Origin of the sequence: Acidipila rosea (genome assembly GCF_004339725.1) — a bacterium.
Classification (GTDB): Bacteria; Acidobacteriota; Terriglobia; order Terriglobales; family Acidobacteriaceae; genus Acidipila; species Acidipila rosea.
This window is the reverse complement of record NZ_SMGK01000002.1, coordinates 593,380-614,825: the sequence shown is the minus strand read 5'-3', so window position 1 is coordinate 614,825 and position 21,446 is coordinate 593,380. Positions and strand designations below refer to the sequence as shown.

Sequence of the window (21,446 nt, the reverse complement as noted above, 5' to 3'; positions counted from 1 at the left end):
GGCAAGTGACTGCGGGCAGTCTATTATGGAAGGAATGGAGACTGCCGTCTCAACTGAGAAAAAATCACCCCTTACCCGCCGCCGCTTCCTTCAGCTGGGTGGGCTTTCTGCCGCAGGACTTGCCTTGTACGCGGGAGAAATCTCCCGCCATGAAATCAGCATCGAGCGCCGGACGTTTACCCTTCCGCGCCTGCCCGAGGCCTTCCGCGGCTTTCAGATCGTGCAGATCTCTGACATCCACTATGCCGAATACACGGAGCCGTTTTTCGTCAAGCTGGTCGTCGATGAGATCAACCGTCTTCCCGCCGATCTGGTCGTGCTGACCGGCGACTTCATCAGCTACGGCCCGGCAGGGAAGTGGCACTCCGTTAAATGGGCCCATCACTGCGCAGAAATTCTGCGTGGCATCCGCTGCCCGCAGCGCCTCGCCGTCATGGGCAACCACGACTGCATTGTCGGCTGCGATGAGATCACCGAGATCATCCAGGCCGCAGGCATTCCCGTGTTGAACAACCGCGCCATCCCCATCGAACGCGACGGCAAGCGCCTCTGGATCGCCGGCGTAGCCGATCCTCTCGTGAGCGACCCGCGGCTTCCGCTGGCCATTCCCAGTTCGCTCCGTGCTGATAAGGAGCCGGTCATTCTGCTGGCGCACGAGCCGGATTACGTCACTGAGGTTGTGCCCTACGGCGTTGACCTGATGCTCTCCGGGCATACTCACGGCGGCCAGATCCGGTTTCCGTTCCTGCCCGCCATGTTCCTGCCCAAAATGGGCACCGAGCATGTAGAGGGTCTCTTCCACATAGGGCAGACCCAGCTTTACGTCAACCGCGGCATCGGCGCCGTGGGCCTGCCCTTCCGCTTCAACTGCCCGCCGGAGATCACCCACATCACCCTCGCCTGACGGGCTCATGAGACAATCCGGGCTGTGATCTCGCCTCAGCAGACCCTGCGCCGTATCGCCTGGCGCCTGATGCCGTTTCTCTTCGCGCTCTACATCTTTGCTTATCTTGACCGCGTCAACGTCGGCTACGCCGCGCTCGCCATCCAGCGCGAGCTGCATTTCAGCAACACGGTCTACGGCACAGGTGCGGGGCTGTTCTTTCTCAGCTATGCGCTCTTTGAGGTGCCCAGCAACATGGTGCTCCTCCGCGTTGGCCCGCGCCGCTGGATCTCTCTGCTGATGGTCGTCTGGGGCGCCATCTCCTGCATGATGCCGCTCGTCCACACCCCCGCCGCCTTTTACACCCTGCGCTTTCTCCTGGGAGCCGCCGAGGCAGGCTTCTTCCCCGGCATCGTCCTATACCTCACCTACTGGTTCCCGCAGGCGCAGCGGGCTCGCGCCATCGCTGGCTTCATGTCCGCCGCCACCTTGTCCGGCGTCGTCGGCGCGCCCTTCTCCGCGGTGCTCCTCCGTCTCGATGGAGTCTTCGGCGTCTCTGGCTGGAAGTGGCTCTTTGTCGGCGAAGGCCTGCCCTCGATCCTCTTTGGAGCCATAGCCTTCTTCGTCCTGCTCGATTCTCCCGCCGCCGCCGCATGGCTCCCGGCCGACGAGCGGGAGTGGCTGCTCGCCACCCTGGCCGCGGAAAATCTCCATCCCGGCCGCCGCTCCCATCTCCGCGATGCCTTTCGCAACTCCGTCATCTGGCAGCTCGCCTTCATCTACTTCGCCATCTCCGCCGGGCTTTACAGCCTCAGCATGTGGCTGCCCGTGTTGCTCAAGCGCATCTCCCACGGCTCCGATCTGCGCGTCGTCACTCTCACCGCCGTCCCTTACATCTTCGCCGCCATCGCCATGCTGGCCATCGCGCGCAGCTCTGATCTCCGCCAGGAGCGCCGCCGTCATCTCGCCGCCGCCCTTGTTTTCGCCACCCTGGCCTTCGCGCTCAGCGGCCTCTTCACCCAGCACGTCATTGCGACCATTCTGCTTTTCGTGGCCGTCATCAGCATCTGGGGCTGTCTGGGGCCTTTCTGGGCGGTTCCCACCAGCATCCTTCAGGGCGACGCAGCCGCCGGCGGCATCGCGCTCATCAACTCCGTGGGAGCGCTCGGCGGTTTCTGCGGACCCTATCTCATGGGCATCGTCAGCGACCGCACCCACAGCTTCTACGGCGCTCTGCTGGTTTCCGCGGGTCTCCTGCTGATGGCCGCTGTCGTTGCCGTCAGGCTGCCTGCTGATGCCTGCTCGTCTTGACAGCCCTTAAATCCGGGTGCCATGCTCAAGAGTTTTGTACAAGTGAGGGTAAAAGCATGCAACCGGTCATCACCAGTCTTCCGACAGCCGAGCCGTATCTGATCGAGCAGGACTGGTCGAAGTACACCCCTGACCAGCATGCCACCTGGGCCGAGCTCGTCAGCCGTCGCATGCCGCAGCTCGCCGAGCACGCCTGCGAGGAATACCTCGACGGCTTCGAGCAGATCGGCCTCCGTCAGGACACCATACCCAATCTCGCCGAGGTCAACCGCCGCCTCGGGCCGCGCACCCGCTGGAACGCGACGCCCGTCAGCGGCTTCCTGCCGCCGGACGCTTTCTTTGAGATGCTCGCCGCGCGCCAGTTTCCCACCACCACCTGGCTCCGTAGCCGTGAGTCCCTCGAGTACACGCCCGAACCGGATATCTTTCACGACGTCTTCGGCCACGTGCCCATGCACGCGCACCCCGTCTTCGCGGATTTCCTGCAGCAGTACGGCCGCGTCTGCGCCGCGCTCATCCATGACAAGGACAAGCTCGAGCGCATGGGCCGACTCTTCTGGTTTACCGTTGAGTTCGGCGTCATCCGCCAGCATGGCCGCATCAGGATCTACGGCTCAGGGCTCATCTCCTCCCACGGCGAGTCGAACTACGTCATCCAGGGCGGCCCCGAGATTCGCGACTTCAATCTCGATCAGGTGCTCGATCAGCAGTTTCTCGTCTCCGAGATGCAGAAGGTGCTCTACGCCGTCGAATCTTTTGAGCAGATTTATGAGGCTGCGCACGAAGCAGAAAAGCGGCTTCTGTAAATTTTCGTCAAACTGTCATCTCTCATGATGCACAATGCAGTTTGGAGGAAATTTGCCGCGCATTCACTTTCACCTGCAACTCGCGGAACTCAAAGACAAGCTCCTTGCCATGGCCGCTCTCTCCCAGCTTGCCGTTGAGACCGCTGTCGACGCCTATGTCCAGCGTGACCCCGGCGTCTGCCAGTATGTGCGCGACAACGAGACAGCCATCAACGCCGCGCAGCGCGAAGTCGATGAGATGGCTTACGAGCTGCTCGCGAAAGAGCAGCCCATGGCCATCGATCTGCGCTTCATCCTCGCCGTTATCAAGATCAACAGCGAGCTTGAGCGCATAGGCGATCAGTCCATGAGCATCGCGCGCCGCACCCTGGAACTGCTCGAAAGCGAACCCGCCAACATCCCCTTTGATATTGAAGGCATGGGCGAATACGCAGGCCGCATGATCCGCTCCGCCATTCAGGCTCTCCTTGACGGCGACGCGCAGCTCGCCGAGTCCGTCCGGGAAATGGACGATGAGATCGACTCGATGTACAAGCGCACCCGCGCCGCGCTCACTGAGCTGATTCAGAAGAAGCCCGCCACTGCGGAGCAGGCGCTCCATGCCATGCTCGTAGCGCGCAACATGGAACGCATTGCCGACCATGCCGCCAACATCGCGACCGATGTCATCTTCTGGATTCGCGGCGCCGACCTGCGCCATCAGTTGAGCCTCGTCGAGGATTAGCGCCGCAGCTTCTTCACCCTTCGTTTCGCAGCAACACCGCCGAGCCGTCATAGTCGAAGCTCATCTCGGTCACCCTGCCTCCATCATCGTGCGCCGCAGCCGCTTGCGGTCCGGCGCATAGAAGAGCAGAAATCCGCAGCGGCGTTCGCGTCAGGATCATGCCGTCACCCCGTTCAGAAACTTCTCCGCTGCCGCCCGTCCTGCATGCGAACCTATCTCGTAAAAGCGTTCCGTGGCTTCAAAGCCGGCCAGCCGTCTCTCGCGCGCCAGCCTGCCGTAGACATCCCCAAGGTCGAACACCTCGTTCTCCCACCACGATGAAAGGCAAGCCGCCGTCAGCACGCCCAGCCCGTAGTCGATGTACTCCATCTCCGCCAGCGGGAGAGTCTTCTCATACAGCACCACCCGCCCCTTGCGGAAAATGACATTGCTCTTGTCCCATCGGCCCTGGTTGCGAAAGACGGTCATCAGCGCCGGCTGCTGCAACGCCTTGAAACGGTCATGGACGGCACGGAAGTTCACCGGCAGATAGCTGTCGCCATACATCACGAAGAAGACATCGCCCAGCATCGGCAATGCATGCCGCAGCGCTCCGCCTGTGCCCAGCAGGCTGTCTCCATCAAAGCAGTAGCGCACCCTGCAGCCGAACTCCGAGCCATCCCCGGCAAAGTGCTCGATCTGCTCCCCGAAATGGCCGCAGCAGATCACCACGTCCCGCGCGCCCTCTTGCGCCAGCAGCCGCAGCTGATGCGCGAGGAATGGCTTACCCGCGACCTGCAACAGCGACTTCGGCGCCATATCGGTCGCCGGCCGCAGCCGCGTTGCCAGCCCCCCAGCCAGCAGCGCGACCGGTGGCAATTCGTTACACACAGCGCGCACCACCTGTGACTTCGAGCTCAGGCATCGCAATCTCCAGCGCCTCCGCTATCGACTAACTAACTTAGTAAGTTGAGTAAGTTCTGAAACTATAACTCAGATAAGTGGATAAGTTATAGTTACTTTGGAGTTATTAGGCGGGAGATATTTCTGCTTAACTAACTTCTGTCCAGAAGCCATACTGACGGCACTTTTCAGTACTCATCCGTGCACTAGGGCTCGCATCGGAGACTTATGGCTTGCCTTACGTTTGATCTGTCGGCACCCGACCTTCATGCGCAACCTCATCGGCCGCGATCTCGCCGCCTACTCGCTTGAAACCGTGCGCATGTTCCACTCCGACACTCACCCCGCTGGATACGTTATCTAGCGCATCAGCTCCGCATCTGCGCCACTTCCTCGTAGACCTTCGCGTACTCGCGCACCGGCTTCGTCCACGAGAAGTCGCTCGCCATGCCATTCCGCATCAGCCTGTGCCACTGCTCCTTGTCGCGAAACGCAGCCAGCGCCCGGTCGATTGCGCCTACAAATTCCCCTGCGTCATAGCGCTCAAACTTGAAGCCGTTCCCGGTGCCCGCCGCCGCGTTCCATTCTTCCACCGTATCGTCGAGCCCGCCCGTCGCCCGCACCACGGGCACTGTGCCGTACTTCAGGCTGTAGATATGCGTCAGCCCGCACGGCTCATACTTTGATGGCATCAGCGAAATATCCGCGCCTGCTTCCACCTTGTGCGCCAGCGCCTCGTCATACATCACCCGCACCGCAAACTTCTCCGGGTAGCGCTCATGCAGCCCCCGCAGCAGGTTCTCGTAGTACGCTTCGCCGGTACCCAGCACCGTCAGGATCACCGGCCGCTGCATCAGTTGTTCCGCGATGGCGGCCAGCAGGTCAAAGCCCTTCTGCGTAGCGAAGCGCGACATCACGCCCAGCACCGCCACATCCTCCGCCACATGCGAAGCGCCGAAAGCATGCAGCAGGTCGCGCCTGCAGTCTGCCTTTCCGGCCAGGTTCTCCGCCGTGTAGTGCGCAGCGATATTGCCGTCCACCGCCGGGTCCCACTTGTCGTAGTCCACCCCGTTCAGAATGCCAATCAGCTTGCTCCGCTTCTCCCGCAGCATTCCGTCCAGGTAGTTGCCGAACTCCGGCGTCTGGATCTCCTCCGCGTACCGGTTGCTCACCGTCGTGATCTTGTCCGCGTAAACGATGCCGCCCTTCAGGTAGTTGAAGCTCCCGAACTGCTCCACGCGATCCATCGTGAAGATCTCCGGCGGCAGCAGCAGGCGCTCTGTCGTGTCAGCTGGAAATGCGCCCTGGTACGCAACATTGTGGATCGTCAGCACCGTCCCTGCGTTGTGCAGCAGGGGATCGTTGCCATAGATGGTTCTCAGATAGACCGGCACCATCGACGCCTGCCAGTCGTGCACGTGGAAGACCTTCGGCACCCCCAGCTGCTTGGCCGCCTCGATCACCGCCCGCGAAAAAAGCGCGAACCTCTCCCAGTTGTCGGAGTAGTCTCCCGACGGCGTCGCATACAGCGACTCGCGATCGAACATCTCCCCGTTGGCTACGAAGTAGTACTGCACTCCATCGCGCAACCCTCCGTCCACAATTCCCGCGAAGCGGTTATAGCCGTTGAAGGGAATCGTGAGGCTGCTGATCGCCAGCGGCGCATCTTTCACCTTCTGCTGCACCTGCCGGTAGTAGGGCAGGTAGACCGTCACCTGGTGGCCAAGTTTCGCGATCTCGCGCGGCAGCGATCCGATCACGTCGCCCAGCCCTCCCGTCTTCACATAGGGCGTGCACTCTGAGGCAGCAATAACGATATGCATCCGGGTTCAACTCCAAGGCGGCTAAGACCGCAACTGAAAAGTCTAAATTAGACTCGATAGGGACGGCTGGCTTCGGCAACAGGTCGATTGCAGCAACAGTCCCTGGATGTGTAGATGCCACAGAAACCGAAACTTGGTCAGAACTTTCTCGTCAATCCGCAGGCCTGCCACGCCATCGTCGATGCGCTCGGGCGCGATCTCTCCTCTGCGACCGTCGTCGAGATCGGCCCCGGCAAGGGAGCCATCACCGAACTGCTTGCCCAGCGCGCCGCCCGCCTCGTCGTTGTCGAGCTTGACTCGCTGCTTGCCACGTCCCTCCGCGCCCGGTTCGGCGACTCGATCCAGGTCATCCATCAAGACATCCTCACCGTCGATCTCGACACTCTGCGTCAGTCGCCTGCAGACCGCCTGCTGATCATCGGCAACTTGCCTTACTACATCACCTCTGACATTCTCCTGCACCTCTTTGCTCACCATCAGGCCATCAGGACCGCCGTCATCATGGTGCAGCGCGAGGTTGCCGACCGCATCGCCGCCCATCCCGGCAGCCGCGACTACGGCATGCTCTCCGTCACCGCCCAGCTCTATGCTGAGGTGGAGAAGCTTATGACGCTGCCGCCTGCAGACTTCTCGCCGCCTCCCGACGTGCACTCGACCGTGCTTCGGCTGACGATCGCGCCGCGTTTTCAGGCGCTCGGAGTTTCGCCTGCAGAGTTTCTCGCCTTCGTACGCCAGTGCTTCGCGCAGAAGCGTAAAACCCTCCGCAACAACCTGCGCGCCGCAGGCTATCAGCCCGCGGCCATAGAAAATGCCTGCCAGGAGGCAGGCTTGCAGCTCGATGCACGCGCTGAAGGAATAGACATGGAGGGGCTCGCCTCACTCCATCGTTCCCTTATCAAACCGCTATAAGACCATCCTCCGTCTCCTGGCGCTCAATAAAATTGCCCTATGCCTCGCTGGAGACATAGGGCAAGTCCTGTTGACACGTTCTGTTTAGTGGTGGCTACCACTGCCGCCGCCGCCACCACCGTGAAAGCCGCCACCACCACCGCCGCCGTGGAATCCACCACCGCCGCCTGCGCCACGGAAGCCTCCGCCTGAGGGCGCACCACCACGGAATCCGCCGCCACCGCTGAATCCGCCGCCGTGGAAGCCGCCACCCGACGGCCCGGAGACATGAAATGACGGAGGTGAGGAATAACGCTGCTGCGCCGGCATTCCGCCAAAGCGACCGCCGTTATCCATGCTCCGGAAGGCGCCCGGCGTATAGACCATTCGCGCTCCCGCGGTAGCGCCTGCAAAGCTGCCCGGCATCGTCACCATTCCGCCCGGCGTGTTGACCTCGCGGCCAGGCATCGTCACCATTGCTCCCGGCGTGTTGACAGCCTGTCCCGGTGTGGCATAAGACAGCCGCCCCGGCTGGCTTATCATCCTTCCGCTGTTCACGCCGCCGTTGAACTCCCGCAGCGTCGAGCGTGCGGTTACGCCAGTGAAGCCTTCACCCAGCGGACCGCGGGAGACCGGGTGCATAGAGGCCTGCAGGGGCCGGATCGTCGTGTGGTTGATCGTGATCGGGCGAGGCTGCATCCGTGGCTGTCCGATTCCGCGAAACCGCTGGTTCGGCGTCCGGTTCACCTTCACCATCGGGTACTGCCGCGGCATGTGGACTCCGCCTCGCGCCGGGTTGACCACCGGCCTTGCCGGCACGTTATAGCCCTGCGGCGTATTCCACACACTCGCATACGGATACCAGCCGCCGCCAAATGCGCCATACCCGCAGCCTCCGGGGAACCACATCCATCCCGGGCCGCCGCCAAAGTAGTTCCACGCGCCGCAGTGGTAGGGCATCCATCCCCACGGATAGGAGGAGATCCAGGAGTATCCGACACCGGAGTAGTATCCCCATGACCCGGCGCCGAACGGGTCGAAGTTCGCGTCTACGCCTGACGGAGCCCAGCCCTGCCCGTAACCGGGCATGTCATACCAGTTGCCGTAGTAGTCCAGGTCGTTCCACGCTGGATCGTCCGGGCTTCCTGTGCCGCCCCGCGCGCTGGTCTGGCTTTCAGAGATGCGCGCCAGCGCCTGGTCGCGGTCAGAGTTCCACTGGTCCCAGGAGTCGGCCTGCACGCTGTCCACTACGTCGTAGTTGCTGATGTCCTTGAAGTTGATGCTCGCCGTCTGGTTCGTACGCAGATCGAATCCGCTCCGTCCCTCGCTGTTCTCCACGTGGACGGTCCCGTGTGTTACCGCCAACGTCGCGGGATCCTGATCGAGATCGATTCGGAAGATCGTGCTCTCTGACGCCGTTACGCCCATCGGCCCGAAATGCACCGTGTATTGGCCGCTCTGCCCGTTCAGCTCGTAATAGCTCAGGCCGGTCTGCGCGCCTATCGTCGTTACTGTAGTCCCATCCTGGTCGCGGGAGAGCTTATCGAGAGTAATGGAGCTGTTCGGCGTCACCCGCGCGACGCTGCCATCCTCAAACTGCACTTCAACCCTTCCATCGTTGCCCGTCTTCAGCGTCATGCCCTGCATCACCGGCATGTTGAGCTGCGCATGGTTGAAGACCGTGCTGCCGTCGCTCATCACCTGCACGTCGCCTTCGACATCGCTCAGACGCACAGCGCGAACCTCGTTCTGTCCCCCCTGGCTGTCCTGCTGCCATAGCGCATCCTGCGCACGCGCTCCGCTTACGGCAGCCGCCATGCAGAGTGCGATAGCCGCCGCCCGCGCCGCCATCTTCCACCAACCATTGCCCTTGTGAGTTTTCGTTTCCAGGCGCCGCATCCGGCACCTCCTTCCAGGACCCTTAACGTGTGACGTGCTTTCGATTCTCAACATCTATATAAACCGCATAATTCCGGAACAGTTGCGCTCCTCTGCACGGGTCTAACTTCATTGGACGCCGAAGCTCTCTCACCGGTGCAACTATCGTCGCCGCCCGCATAAATGTGTTTTGACCCGGCGAACCAGCTCAACCGCTTTCCGCCTTAGCGCACCGGCATCTTCATCATCACCAGCAGTTTATTGGCCCGCGCCCGCGCCCGGCTCAGGACCGCCTCATCGCTCGCCACTAACTCCAGGGTCGGAGCAATGTTCTGCAGTTGCAGCGCCTGCCCGTTTCTGGCCGCCTCCATCAGCGACTCCAGTTCCGCGTCCAGGCTCAGCCGGTCGTGCTCGTGCTCCACCCGGATCCGCCGCCCGGCGTTGATCGTGAAGGCCACGGCTGCCAGCTCGTCGGCCAGCTGGTTCAGCTGCTGATCGCGCGAATAATTGAAGGTGCATGCTCCCGCTCCATCGCTGCCCTTGTAGCTCATCAGCTTTTTCCCGGTGAAGGCGACCTTGTCTTTGGTGCTCTCGCAAGCCATGGCGAAGAAGTGGTGCGACCGTGCCACTCCGAACAGCTGCCTGAGCAGTGGGCCCGTAATGGTGATCTCCTGGGTCACCCCCTGCGGCGCCAGCGCCCCCAGGTCCGCTGGCGCTACTGTCCCCGGCTCGGAGTGGAACTTGCCTTCCCCATCTTCGTCGATCACCATCGTGTAACTGGCGGGATCGAGCTTCGGATTTTCAAAACTGTACTTGAACTGCGCCCCTTCGCCGCCTCCACCGTTCGCGGTCTGTACTGCCGTTTGTGCCCCCGTCTGCCCCCATCCCCAGCCGGCAAACAGCGCCAGCACTACCAGCCACCCTCTTCTTCCCATCAACGCCTCTGTCCCATCTGCAGACTCAGTGTCTGCGCCGTATGTATATGACAGATGGCAATCGCCAGCGCATCGGCTGCATCGGCTGGCTCCGGCGTCGTCTCGAGCCGCAGCAGCCGCGCCACCATGAACTGCACCTGCTCCTTCTGGGCGAGGCCATAGCCGACGACCGTGGATTTGATCTTGAGCGGGGCGTATTCGGCTACAGGAAGCGCGAGGTTGGCCGCAGCCAGCAGGGCTACGCCCCGCACCTGCCCAAGCTTCAGCGCAGATTTGGCATTGACCGAATAAAAGACCTCTTCAATCGCTACTACGTCGGGCTGGTGCTGCAGCAGCAGGGAGGTCAGCTGGGCATAGATCAGCGCCAGCCGCTGCGGCAAAGCCTCTTTCTTGGGCAGGACAATCCCGCCCAGTCCCAGCGAGATCAGCCTGGGCTCCCGTGCGCTGTCGTCGGATTCGACCACGCCGTAGCCCGTGCATTCTGTACCGCAATCGATGCCGAAAACCCGCATGTGCTGCGAGTCTAAATCAGCCCGCAGCCAAGGGCCAGAAGATCGCTCTAGCGATAATCATTATCAGGTAATAATAATTATCGCTGGAGGCCTCCGCCTGCACTGCTTATGGTGCAATTTAGCTCACTGATGCGTCATTGTTGGCGGCATTTGCGGCGTCGGTTTTGTCTGTGGCGTGAAGGGCGCATAAGGGTCCGTAGAGGGCGTATTTGCTGGCTGACCGGAGGGCGGGGCATACCCGCCGCTGCTCTGCGCCGGCCGCGAATCAAGGGCTGCCCGCTCCGCAAAAAACGCAGGCGCAGCCTGGAAATCCGGGTCCAGAGGCAATGGCCGCTGCGGCGCACCGTCTGGCCGAGGCTTCTTTTTAGTAAGCCAGGTATAGCGATCGGTGATGCCCCAGGTGAGCGCCGCGGTGACGTTCGGCTCGGCCAGCATCATCGTCAGATAGTCGCGATAGACCTGCGCAATGGCAGCATCGCGTGCCGCAACATCGCCCTGCAGCTTCTGTTCGTTCACATCCAATTCAGTGAGGAAGACCTGCAGCCCCATCTGGCGCAGCTCGCGCACAAAGTCCACCAGCCCGGCGCCGGGCAGCGGATCGCCTGCAGTCAGGTGGCTCTGGATGCCGACAGCGTCGATGGGCACGCGGCGCGCCCTGAGTCGTCGGACCAGCATCATCACCTGACCGCGCTTTTCAATCTGTTCGCGAGTGTCGAGCTCGATGCCGTAGTCGTTATAAGTCAGCAATGCCTGCGGGTCTGCCTGCCGCGCCGTGCGGAAGGCGAGCTCGATGTAGCCAGGGCCGGCCAGCTCCAGCCATGGCGAGTTGCGCAGCCCGTCGATACGGTTATCTTCGATCCTGACCGCCTCGTTCACCACATCCCACGAATGCATCTTGCCTGCATATCGTCCCGCAACGGTGCGGATGTGTTCGACCAGGATCTGCTGTGCATTCTGCCTGGTGACGGCGCCTGCAAACCAGGAGGGAAGCGCCTCATGCCAGCAGAGATTATGGCCGCGAATCTTCTGATTGTGCGAGAGCGCGAAGACGACCACATCGTCCGCGCCGCTGAAGTCGAACCGGTCGGCAGCCGGCCGAAGCGCGGCCCACTTCATGGCGTTTTCGCAGACAACGATATTGGCCTGGGCAGCCACGGAAGCCGAGTAACCAGGCTCTGCGGCGAGGTGGCCCGGATCGACCGCGCAGCCCACCAGAAAGCCCCGGGCATCGGCATGCGCGCGCAGAGAGCGTGCGCCGCTGACATCTGCGAAGACCTGCCCCGCGGCCGGCGGCAGATTCTTCTTCCGCTTTGCATAGAGAGGGAAGGGCAGCAGCGCCGCTCCCGCAGCCAATGTTCCCGATCGAAGAAAATCGCGTCTCGTCGTCAAGGTCTCTCCGTTGACTTACTCAAGCGCTGAGCAGCGGACTCCATCTCGCCCGTCCATCGCAGAAACCTGAGCAGGTTCGCCTTCTCGCGCCACAGGAAACCGAGAACATCCTTCCGGGTCAGGCTCTCGGCTTTCATCCCGGAATAAGTCTCGATCCGCCACTTGATGTATTCGCTACGCCACGGGCGCAGTCGTGCTCCGCGTGTCGCGTTCCACACGAACCGCATTGCTGAAAACATGATGAAGGAAGCCTCGCCCCAGAGTATACAGTCTGCAGGCGGCAGCGGCTCCCCCTCTTTAAACGAGAAAGGGGTTGGACTTGCGCTCGTGGCCGATGGTGGTTTTGTTGCCGTGGCCGGGGATCACGCGGGTTTCATCGGGCAGCGGTAAGAGCCGGTCATGGATCGAGGTGAGGATCTTTTTCATGTTGCCGCCGGGCAGGTCTGTGCGCCCGATGGTCCCGGCAAAGAGAGTGTCTCCGGCGATGAGCAGCTTTTCCGGCGCAAAGTGAAGGCTGATGCTGCCCTCAGTGTGTCCTGGGGTGTGGAGGACGATGCCCGGAAATTTCTTAAGCCCGATGACCAGGTTGTCGGCAGCGTGCTGATCGGGTGGAACCCATTCGGGCATTTCGACGCCGAGCCATGCGGCCTGGGCGGAGAGCATCTCGAGCAGCGGCAGATCGTTCTGGTTGAGCAGGATAGGCGCGCCCGTGGCAGCCTTGAGCTTCGCTGCGCCGCCCACGTGATCGATGTGCGCGTGGGTGATGATGATCTGCTTGAGGGTCAGGTGATGACGGGCAAGCCGCGCCAGAATGCCGGGAACGTCGTCGCCGGGATCAACCACGATAGCTTCGCCGCCCTCCTCGTCGCCGAGGATCGTGCAGTTGCAGGAGAGCAGCCCCACCGGGAATGTTTCCAGAATCATAAGAGCCAGTTTATTCGCTTTCGCCGCTGGATGCCTGCGTATCTGTGGTTTCCGATAGCCATCCGGCCTGAGCAGCGGGCAGGGGAACTGTCTGCTCGGCGAGGACGGCAGCGGGAGGCAGTGCGGGATCAAAGACCTGCGCGGTAGAGTCCGGCTGAAAGCGGCGATCGCCGAAGTAGGCTGCGACCAGAGTGCCCGTGAAGTAAGGGTGCAGCAGCGCGAGCGGCAGTACGTAGGGCTTGGTTTTGATCAGGGACTCGATTACACCGTTGACATTGCGGCTGCGGCGAATGGTCCCCGGGACCTGGGGGATCACGAATGTCTTCGGGTGAAGGGCCTGATGCCGGCGGCCATAGCGCACGAAGCGGTAAGCCACCTGCTTCGGCGTCATGATTCCGGCATCCACCAGAAAGTTTCTGCGCACGGAGCGTGGAAAGTAGAAGTCGATCACGTTCGCAGAAAAGTTCGCGCAGTTGCGGAACAGCAGGTTGAAATGTGCGCGGTTGTGTGCCGAGTTAAAAGTCTGGATGAAGCGATTGTCCTGCTCCGGCGTTGTGTCCAGCTCATAGCCATAGATTTTGCGGTCGTAGGATGCGCCGATGAGCTGCGTCCATTCGCCGCCCGGCATTTCCACTCCGGGCTGATCGGGAACGTAGGCGAGCAGATGAGCTTCACGATAGCGGTTGCGCAGCCTGGCTTCGAGCTTCGCATCGGCGTAATGCGGAACATCGCTGGCGTATTGAACGGCGTAGAGATAGGGCAGCAGAGGGATAGCGAGCCAGTCATACCCGCCGACGCGGTGGTAGCGGCTGATGACTGCACCGCTCTCGCCCGGGCCGCAGCGGCGCAGCAGGGTAGGTGTCTCCGCGCATACGCGGTCGAGATAGATGGCCGCGTGGCCTGTGGGGTTGAGTGCCCCAAAGGCGCCGAAGGGCTCCTCGAGCAACAGCGAAGCGGAGGCGTGCGCACGAAGGCAGGCGGAGGGAAGAAGTAGTAGCAGCAGGCAGAAGAATGGGATTTTTCTATGCATTCCATCTCAAAGGCAGCAGTTGACCCTGCGAAGTTATGAAATGGCTCTCCCTTAGTCGAACCAGGAAATGCGAGCCCCGATTGCTGCCCCGAAGACTATCGCCACTGTTACCCTCAAGGTATGCGATTCGTATCCGGTCAGACACTTCTTATTGATGCAGACGACACGCTGTGGGAAAACAATATCTACTTCGAACGTGCGATTGCTTCGTTTATTTCGTTTTTGGATCACAAGGAGCACAGCCGCGAAGAGGTCCGCGAGAAGCTGAATGAAGTGGAGCGCGAGACCGTGCGGATGCACGGATATGGAATGAGCAGCTTCCGCCATTCACTGCTGACCTGCTACGAGCGGCTGAGCTGCGAGCCGCTCACGGCGGAGAATCGAGAGCAGGTGGCGAACTTCGCCAACTCCATCGCTGCGCAGGAGATAGAGCTGCTGCCGGGCGTGGAGGAGACGCTGCAGGAGCTCTGCTCGCGCCATCGACTGATCCTGATGACGAAGGGCAACGAGGCCGAGCAGGCCGACAAGCTCTCGCGGTCGGGGGTGGCTGCGTGCTTCAGCGCGGTGGAGGTGCCGCGGGAGAAGGATACTCACGCGTACAGCTCCGTGGTGCGGCGGCATGGACTATCTCCGGACAGCGCCTGGATGATTGGGAACAGCCCGAAGTCGGACATCAATCCTGCCCTGGCAGTGGGGCTGAACGCCATTTTCATCAAGCATCCTCATACCTGGGTGCTGGAGCACGACCAGGTGGCAGAGGCGAAAGAAGGACGACGGCTGCTGGAGCTGGCAAGGTTTGCGGAGCTGGGGCGCCATTTTTAGAATGAAGGAGATGGAGCGGTATCTGCACCTGAAAAGAGGTGCGGAGCAGCGGCAATCTAATCTGTGCAAGACTGCATCGTGCAGAGTCGCTGAGCTTTGCTATACTTCATAAGAGTCAGGCAGCAGTTGGCAGTGCGGAAGTGGTGAAATTGGCAGACACACCATCTTGAGGGGGTGGCGCCGAGAGGCATAGGGGTTCAAGTCCCCTCTTCCGCACCAAACAATCAGAGTCAGGCTATACAAGGTCTAAGAAAACACACAAATGATCTATTTCGTTATCGCTGTACATGTTGTCGTCTGCCTCTTTCTGATCGGTGTCGTTCTGCTGCAGCAGGGCAAGAGCGCGGACCTCGCCGGGGCATTTGGCGGCCAGGGTTCCCAGACGGCATTTGGCCCTCGCGGTGCAGCCAATCTACTGACCAAGCTGACGACCTGGTGTGCCGTGATTTTCATGATTACTTCCATCACTCTGACGGTGATGATGCAGAAGCACTCCAGCACCCACTCGGTGCTTGAGGGTACCAAGACGACGACGAGCGCTCCCGCGAAAAAGTAAGCGCTAAGGATTTTTGAATGGGCAGGGGCTCTCGCCTCCTGCCCATTTTGCTTTTTGGCGGAAAAAGATTTTTTTGCAGCCACTTTGGGTGAAAAATGGCATCGCAGCAGAGAAGGCCGAACGGATGACCCCTGATGACCCCTTTTGAACTGATCAGCATGCTCATCACCATTGCGGCGCTGCTGAGCTTTTTCAACTATCGCTGGCTGCGAGTGACGCCGACCATCGGCGTCACCATGCTGGCGCTGTCCCTGTCGCTCGTGGTGGTCGCTGTGGGCCGGTTGAGCGGCGTTCACCACTGGACGATGAGCGCTGTCTCGCAGATTGACTTTCCGCAGATCGTACTGCACGGCATGCTCGCGTTTCTGCTCTTCGCCGGTTCGCTGCATCTGGATTCGGTGAGGCTGCGAAGACACAAGCTGCCTGTGCTGCTGCTTGCGGTGGTGGGCACCATGGTCTCGACGATTCTGGTGGCGCTGTTGATGTGGGGCGTCTTCCACCTGATCCGGCTGGAGGTGCCGATGACGGCGTGCCTGCTCTTCGGCGCCCTGATTTCTCCGACGGATCCTATCGCAGTGCTCGCGATTCTGCGCAGCGTGAACGGGCCGAAACGGCTGGAGACGCTGCTTGCGGGCGAGTCTCTCTTCAATGATGGTGTGGGTGCCGTGCTGTTTGTGACGCTGCTGGAGGCTTCCTCCAGCGGACACCTGCCTGGGTTCCTGGGGATAGTGCGGCTGCTGGCGGTCGCGGCGGGCGGCGGCATCGCGATCGGTCTGGCTGCGGGCTTTCTGACGAGCGCGCTGCTGGTTCGCGTGAACGACTACCAGACGGAGATCCTGCTGACGCTGGCGCTGGCCATGGGCGGCTACGCGCTGGCCGATGCGCTGCATGTTTCCGCTCCGTTGGAGGCGGTGGTGGCGGGGCTGGTGCTGAGCGCGCGGCGAGAGCAATCGTCGGTGGTTTCGGCGGCTGCAAATGACTATCTCGACAAGTTCTGGGAGCTGGTGGATGGCATTCTCAATGCAGTTCTGTTCATGCTGCTCGGACTCGAGATGCTCATCATGAGCTTTCCTTTCAAGTTTCTGCTGGCCGGTGCGCTGGCGATTCCGGTGGTCCTGCTCGCGCGCGGCGTGACCGTGGCAGGCGTAATGACGCCTCTACACTGGGGCAGGCACGGGCTTCGTTCTGAAATTGCTCTGCTCACGTGGGGCGGGCTGCGCGGCGGGCTTTCGCTGGCGCTGGCGCTCTCTCTGCCTATGAATGGGACGAAGGATCTGCTGCTCGCGGTTACCTATATCGTGGTAGTTTTCGCTATCGTCGTGCAGGGGCTGAGCATGCCTGCGCTGGCGCGGCGGGATGCGCGTCGAACAATGGCCGTAGGTGCAGCGCAGGCTGCCGAGGGGTGAAGATGGAGGACAACCGCAGGCCGCTTGAGGGCGGCATCGTTACGGATTTTGCGGATCGCATGAGCTACAGCGGCTACCTGTGCCTGGAAGGGCTGCTGGCGCAGCAGCGGCCACTTTCTACGCCGCCGCATCATGATGAGACGCTCTTCATCATTCAACACCAGGTGGCTGAGCTGTGGATGAAGCTGATGATCCACGAGCTGACCGCGGCGATACGCTTCGTGCAGCAGGACCAGCTCGATCCATGCTTCAAGATCCTGTCGCGGGTCAAGCTGATCCAGATGCAGCTCTTCGACCAGTGGGCCGTGCTGGAGACGCTTACGCCCTCGGAGTACGCGGAGTTTCGCGGCGTGCTGGGCAGCGCTTCCGGCTTCCAATCGTGGCAGTACAGGATGCTGGAGTTCCTGTTGGGGAATAAGAATCGCGATGCGCTGGTGGTCTTTCGCCACGATGCGGCGATCCATGCGGAGCTGACGGCGGTGCTGGAAGCGCCGAGCCTCTATGACGAATTCCTGCGCCATCTGGCGCGGCGTGGGCTGGCGGTTCCGACAGCATGTGTCGAACGCGACTGGACTGAGCCGCACACGAAGAACGACGCGTTGATTGAAGTGTTTCGCGAGATCTATCAGAACCCGCGCGGCCAGTGGGACGCCTACGAGATGTGCGAAAAGCTGGTCGATGTGGAGGAGTATTTTCAACTCTGGCGCTTTCGTCACATGAAGACGGTGGAGCGCATCATCGGATTCAAGCGGGGCACAGGCGGCTCATCAGGCGTGGGCTTTCTGCGGCAGGCGCTAGAGCTGACATTCTTCCCAGAGCTGCTCGCGGTGCGGACAGGGCTGGGGCAGAAGTGAAGGCGCTCGCGCAGCTGGGCAGCGGGCCGCTAACCGAAGACGCGGTCGCGAAATATGTGGCGCCGCTGTTTTCCCGCGTGCTCGCGAGTGATCGTATCTATCTGGCGAATCATTCGCTGGGGCGTCCGCTTGACCAGATGCGCGACGATGTCGTGGAAGCCACGCGGTTGTGGGAAAGCAGGCTCGGCCATGCGTGGGACGACTGGCTTGAGGAGGAGCATGCATTTCGCTCGCGAATCGCCGAGCTGATCCACGCGCCGCGAGTGGACTGCGTCGTGCCGAAGACCTCCGCAGGGCAAGGGCTTCGCGCCGTGTTGAATGCATTGCCGGGCACGCCTCGCGTGCTCTCGACGCGCGGCGAGTTCGACTCGGTGGACATTCTGCTGAAGCAGTATGCCGCTCTGGGACGGATTGAGATGCGTTGGGTCGAGGCTGATGTTCGAGGAGAGTTTTCAGCTCGCCAGCTGATCGAGGCACTCGACGATCGTACTGACCTGGTGGTCGTCTCGCAGGTGATGTTTATGACCGGGCAGGTGATGGAAGATCTCGACGCCCTGGCCGAGGCCTGTCATCGCAAGAGGGCGAGGCTGTTGGTGGATGCCTATCATGCCGTCGGAGTTCTGCCGGTCGATGTGGCGGCGATGAAGGCGGATTTCATGATCGGGGGCAGCTACAAATACCTGCGCGGTGGTCCGGGCGCGTGCTTCCTCTACCTGTCGCCTGAGGTGATGGAGAGTGGTCTGCGGCCACTCGATACGGGCTGGTTCGCCAAGGCTGCAACCTTTGCCTATGAGCGCAGTGAGGTGCCCGTGCTGCGGCCGGGCGGCGACGCGTTTCTCGAAGGCACGCCGCCGGTGCTGACCTATTACCAGGCGCGCAGCGGGCAGCAATTTACGCTGACAGCAGGAGTGGAGCGGCTGCGCGCTTACGGACTCGACCGACTGCGCCGGTTGAAGACGCTGCTTGCTGCGGAAGGCATCGAAGCGGTTGGTGGCGATGCCGCGCATGGCGCGTTTCTCGCCGTGCGACTCGCGGAAGCGCAGGCGGTCGTAGCGCGACTGGAGGAGCAAGGCGTGATCACCGATGCGCGTGGCGAGTGGCTTCGCCTCTGCCCCGACTGCCTGACACGCGAAGAGGAGCTGAGGTTCGCGGCGAAATCGCTGCGCGCGGCTGTCGAAGAAGAACGGGCGTCCGCTCTCTAGGCAGTCCTACCGGCTGCTTTGGTCGAGGGCGAGATTCAGCTCAAGCACATTGACGCGAGGTTCGCCGAGGAAGCCGAACTGGCGCCCGGTGATGTGCGCCTCCACGAGCGAGCGCAGCTGCTGGGGGTCCATGTGCCGCGCCTCGGCGACACGATTGACCTGATAGAGCGCACCTGCGGGAGTGATGTCAGGATCGAGGCCAGACGCTGAAGCAGTGACCAGATCGATGGGCGCGGGCTTGCCCGTACGCGCCGCATCCTCAGCTGCATCGTGGTTGATGCGGGCAACGAGCTTTGCATTCGACTGCGCGAAGTTGGAGCCGCCGGATGAAGTGGCATCGTAGCCGTTGCCCGCGGCAGAGGGACGGCCGTGAAAATATCTGTCGCCTGTAAACTGCTGGCCGATGAGCTGCGAGCCCGCGATGTGGCCGTCGACAGAAAGCAGACTGCCGTCAGCCTGGCGCGGCATGGCGTAGTGCGCGAAGGCAGTGACGGCAAGCGGATAAGCGACGCCGAGCAGCACAGCCGTGAGCAGCGTAAAGCGAATCGAGATGAACAGGGTCTTTTTCATAGAAGCGCCTTTTAGACCAGGTGGAGCGAGTTGATGACCACGTCAATGAGCTTGATGCCGAGGAACGGCACGATGATGCCGCCGACACCGTAGACGAGCAGGTTGCGCCGCAAGAGCGCCTGCGCCGATTTCGGTTCGTACCGGACACCGCGCAGAGCGAGGGGCACCAGCGCGATGATGATAAGCGCATTGAAGATGACGGCCGAGAGAATGGCCGAATGCGGCGTGGCGAGATGCATCACGTTCAACGCGTTGAGCACGGGAAAGACGCCGGCAAACATGGCCGGAATGATCGCGAAATATTTTGCGACATCGTTGGCGATGGAGAACGTGGTGAGCGCGCCCCGCGTCATCAGGAGCTGCTTGCCGATCTCTACAATCTCGATGAGCTTGGTCGGGTTGGAGTCGAGATCGACCATATTGCCGGCCTCTTTCGCAGCCTGCGTGCCGGAGTTCATCGCTACGCCCACGTCGGCCTGCGCGAGCGCGGGCGCGTCGTTCGTACCATCGCCGGTCATCGCGACCAGCTTACCCTTGCTCTGCTCCAGCTTGATGAGGTCCATTTTGTCTTTCGGCTTTGCCTCGGCGAGGAAGTCATCTACGCCCGCTTCGCGAGCAATGACTGCCGCGGTCAGGGGGTTATCGCCGGTGATCATGATGGTGCGGATGCCCATGGCGCGCAGGCGCGCAAGGCGTTCGCTGAGGCCGCCTTTCACGATGTCCTTGAGATAGACCACACCGAGCGCGGTCTCGTTCTCCGCGACAACCAGCGGCGTGCCGCCCAGGCGCGCAATCTCCTCTACCTTGTCTGTAACCTTACGCGGCATGGAAGAGCCCTGCTGCTCGAGGTAACGGGCGATGGCATCCGCGGAGCCTTTGCGTATGCTTGTGCCGGGCAGGTCTACGCCGGACATGCGCGTCTGCGCGGTGAAGGCGACAAACTCGGCGCGCATGTGGGTGAGGTCGCGGCCGCGCAGATTGTACTTCTCCTTGGCCAGCACGACGATGGAGCGCCCCTCCGGCGTCTCGTCAGACAGCGAGGCAAGCTGAGCTGCGTCGGCGAGTCGCTCGGTGCTGATGCCGGGTGCGGCGAAAAACTCCGTCGCCTGACGATTGCCGAGAGTGATGGTGCCGGTCTTGTCGAGCAGCAGCGTGTTGACATCGCCCGCTGCCTCAACGGCGCGGCCCGACATGGCGAGCACGTTGTACTGGACGAGGCGATCCATGCCTGCGATGCCGATAGCGGAGAGCAGGCCTCCGATCGTGGTGGGGATAAGGCAAACGAGCAGCGAGACGAGCACGAACATCGTCTGCGGTGCGTGAGAGTAGATGGCGAAGGGCTGCAGCGTTGCGACCGCCAGCAGGAAGATGATGGTGAGGCCGGAGAGCAGGATGCTCAGCGCAATCTCATTCGGCGTCTTCTGGCGGCTTGCGCCCTCGACGAGCGCGATCATGCGATCGAGGAAAGTCTCGCCGGGGTTGGACGTGATGCGAATCTTGATCCAGTCGGAGAGCACGCGCGTGCCGCCGGTGACGGCGGAGCGGTCGCCGCCGGCTTCGCGGATAACGGGCGCGGACTCGCCGGTGATGGCGGATTCATCGACGGAGGCGACGCCCTCGACGACCTCGCCGTCTCCTGCGATGAACTGGCCTGCCTCCACCTTGATGACATCGCCGGTGCGGAGCGCTGCGCTGGATACAGCCTCAAAGGAGCCGTCGGGACGATAGCGGTAAGCCATCGTTTCGCCCTTGGCTTTGCGAAGCGTGTCTGCCTGGGCCTTGCCACGGCCTTCGGCAATGGCTTCTGCGAAGTTCGCAAAGAGCACGGTGAACCAGAGCCAGAGCGTGATCTGCAGGTCAAAGCGAAAGCCCGGCCTGTGGTGGAGCGCATCGACAACGAGCAGCGCAGTGGTGAGCAGGCTGCCTGCCTCGACAACCAGCATCACAGGGTTCTTGACCATGAGGCGCGGGTCGAGCTTGGTGAATGAGCCGATGACGGCCTGGCGAAGAATTACCGGGTTCCAGAGACTTTGTTTTTCTGTCATGGATGT

The 21,446-nt window shown here is 61.8% G+C and carries 21 protein-coding genes and 1 tRNA gene; 11 read left to right on the top strand and 11 right to left on the bottom strand.

The annotated features are described in order from the left end of the window. Positions 1–34 precede the first annotated feature (34 nt). Genes C7378_RS07675 through phoU form a run of 4 tightly spaced genes read left to right on the top strand, consistent with a single transcriptional unit; the run spans position 35 to position 3,724 of the window. Complete coding sequence (locus C7378_RS07675; protein ID WP_131994254.1) at positions 35–904, top strand: metallophosphoesterase; 870 nt, start codon at positions 35–37, stop codon at positions 902–904. Between the two features lie 24 nt (positions 905–928). Next, positions 929–2,194: an MFS transporter gene (locus C7378_RS07670; RefSeq protein ID WP_207901372.1), complete on the top strand. Its 1,266-nt coding sequence runs from the start codon at positions 929–931 to the stop codon at positions 2,192–2,194. Positions 2,195–2,250: 56 nt separating this feature from the next. Continuing rightward, positions 2,251–3,000, top strand: a complete 750-nt coding sequence (locus tag C7378_RS07665; RefSeq protein WP_131994251.1) for a phenylalanine 4-monooxygenase — start codon at positions 2,251–2,253, stop codon at positions 2,998–3,000. A gap of 52 nt (positions 3,001–3,052) precedes the next feature. Next, positions 3,053–3,724, top strand: coding sequence for a phosphate signaling complex protein PhoU (gene phoU, locus C7378_RS07660; RefSeq protein ID WP_131994248.1), 672 nt, complete (start codon positions 3,053–3,055; stop codon positions 3,722–3,724). Between the two features lie 13 nt (positions 3,725–3,737). On the opposite strand, the gene C7378_RS17675 is transcribed toward phoU, so the two are convergent. From C7378_RS17675 to glgA, 3 genes are all read right to left on the bottom strand, one after another. Next, on the bottom strand, positions 3,738–3,884 hold the full coding sequence (locus tag C7378_RS17675) for a hypothetical protein (RefSeq protein ID WP_165876704.1): 147 nt from the start codon (positions 3,882–3,884) through the stop codon (positions 3,738–3,740). Next, on the bottom strand, positions 3,881–4,594 hold the full coding sequence (locus C7378_RS07655) for a sugar phosphate nucleotidyltransferase (protein ID WP_207901371.1): 714 nt from the start codon (positions 4,592–4,594) through the stop codon (positions 3,881–3,883). Before C7378_RS07655 ends, C7378_RS17675 begins: the two co-directional genes overlap by 4 nt. 380 nt (positions 4,595–4,974) lie before the next feature. Beyond that, positions 4,975–6,429, bottom strand: a complete 1,455-nt coding sequence (glgA, locus tag C7378_RS07650; protein ID WP_131994245.1) for a glycogen synthase GlgA — start codon at positions 6,427–6,429, stop codon at positions 4,975–4,977. Positions 6,430–6,543: 114 nt separating this feature from the next. Between glgA and rsmA the strand changes: the two genes are divergently transcribed. Next, complete coding sequence (rsmA, locus tag C7378_RS07645; RefSeq protein ID WP_131994242.1) at positions 6,544–7,338, top strand: 16S rRNA (adenine(1518)-N(6)/adenine(1519)-N(6))-dimethyltransferase RsmA; 795 nt, start codon at positions 6,544–6,546, stop codon at positions 7,336–7,338. Between the two features lie 84 nt (positions 7,339–7,422). Here rsmA and C7378_RS17670 read toward each other — a convergent pair whose 3' ends face one another. The 6 genes from C7378_RS17670 to C7378_RS07610 form a co-directional block, all read right to left on the bottom strand. Next, complete coding sequence (locus C7378_RS17670; RefSeq protein ID WP_165876703.1) at positions 7,423–9,216, bottom strand: DUF6600 domain-containing protein; 1,794 nt, start codon at positions 9,214–9,216, stop codon at positions 7,423–7,425. A 203-nt stretch (positions 9,217–9,419) separates the two neighbouring features. Next, entirely contained in the window at positions 9,420–10,130 is a 711-nt protein-coding gene (locus C7378_RS07635; RefSeq protein ID WP_131994239.1) for a hypothetical protein, read from the bottom strand. Then, positions 10,130–10,642 carry a crossover junction endodeoxyribonuclease RuvC gene (gene ruvC, locus C7378_RS07630; RefSeq protein WP_131994236.1) on the bottom strand — a complete coding sequence of 171 codons (513 nt, stop codon included), beginning with the start codon at positions 10,640–10,642 and terminating at the stop codon, positions 10,130–10,132. The genes C7378_RS07635 and ruvC overlap by 1 nt, the downstream gene beginning before the upstream one ends. A 123-nt stretch (positions 10,643–10,765) precedes the next feature. Then, positions 10,766–12,031, bottom strand: a complete 1,266-nt coding sequence (locus C7378_RS07625; RefSeq protein WP_243648130.1) for an endo-1,4-beta-xylanase — start codon at positions 12,029–12,031, stop codon at positions 10,766–10,768. A 297-nt stretch (positions 12,032–12,328) separates the two neighbouring features. Continuing rightward, positions 12,329–12,955 carry an MBL fold metallo-hydrolase gene (locus C7378_RS07615; RefSeq protein WP_131994230.1) on the bottom strand — a complete coding sequence of 209 codons (627 nt, stop codon included), beginning with the start codon at positions 12,953–12,955 and terminating at the stop codon, positions 12,329–12,331. A 10-nt stretch (positions 12,956–12,965) separates the two neighbouring features. Continuing rightward, positions 12,966–13,985 (bottom strand): hypothetical protein, encoded by a 1,020-nt coding sequence (locus C7378_RS07610; protein WP_131994227.1) that lies wholly within the window; start codon positions 13,983–13,985, stop codon positions 12,966–12,968. Positions 13,986–14,105: 120 nt separating this feature from the next. Between C7378_RS07610 and C7378_RS07605 the strand changes: the two genes are divergently transcribed. The 6 genes from C7378_RS07605 to C7378_RS07580 all read left to right on the top strand — a co-directional run bounded on the left by C7378_RS07605 (position 14,106) and on the right by C7378_RS07580 (position 18,825). After that, a complete protein-coding gene (locus tag C7378_RS07605; RefSeq protein ID WP_131994224.1) occupies positions 14,106–14,807 on the top strand; it encodes an HAD family hydrolase in 702 nt (233 codons plus the stop codon). Positions 14,808–14,941: 134 nt separating this feature from the next. Continuing rightward, positions 14,942–15,026, top strand: a tRNA-Leu gene (locus tag C7378_RS07600). A 43-nt stretch (positions 15,027–15,069) separates the two neighbouring features. Continuing rightward, positions 15,070–15,363 carry a preprotein translocase subunit SecG gene (gene secG, locus C7378_RS07595; RefSeq protein WP_131994221.1) on the top strand — a complete coding sequence of 98 codons (294 nt, stop codon included), beginning with the start codon at positions 15,070–15,072 and terminating at the stop codon, positions 15,361–15,363. A 134-nt stretch (positions 15,364–15,497) separates the two neighbouring features. After that, positions 15,498–16,769, top strand: coding sequence for a cation:proton antiporter (locus C7378_RS07590; RefSeq protein ID WP_131994218.1), 1,272 nt, complete (start codon positions 15,498–15,500; stop codon positions 16,767–16,769). Between the two features lie 2 nt (positions 16,770–16,771). Next, a complete protein-coding gene (locus C7378_RS07585) occupies positions 16,772–17,623 on the top strand; it encodes a tryptophan 2,3-dioxygenase (RefSeq protein ID WP_131995602.1) in 852 nt (283 codons plus the stop codon). Beyond that, positions 17,620–18,825: an aminotransferase class V-fold PLP-dependent enzyme gene (locus C7378_RS07580; RefSeq protein WP_131994215.1), complete on the top strand. Its 1,206-nt coding sequence runs from the start codon at positions 17,620–17,622 to the stop codon at positions 18,823–18,825. Before C7378_RS07585 ends, C7378_RS07580 begins: the two co-directional genes overlap by 4 nt. Positions 18,826–18,831: 6 nt before the next feature. Here the strand turns inward: C7378_RS07580 and kdpC are convergent, their stop codons facing one another. Beyond that, positions 18,832–19,395 (bottom strand): potassium-transporting ATPase subunit KdpC, encoded by a 564-nt coding sequence (gene kdpC, locus C7378_RS07575; RefSeq protein ID WP_131994212.1) that lies wholly within the window; start codon positions 19,393–19,395, stop codon positions 18,832–18,834. Between the two features lie 11 nt (positions 19,396–19,406). Beyond that, positions 19,407–21,440 (bottom strand): potassium-transporting ATPase subunit KdpB, encoded by a 2,034-nt coding sequence (kdpB, locus tag C7378_RS07570; protein ID WP_131994209.1) that lies wholly within the window; start codon positions 21,438–21,440, stop codon positions 19,407–19,409. Between the last annotated feature and the right edge of the window lie 6 nt (positions 21,441–21,446).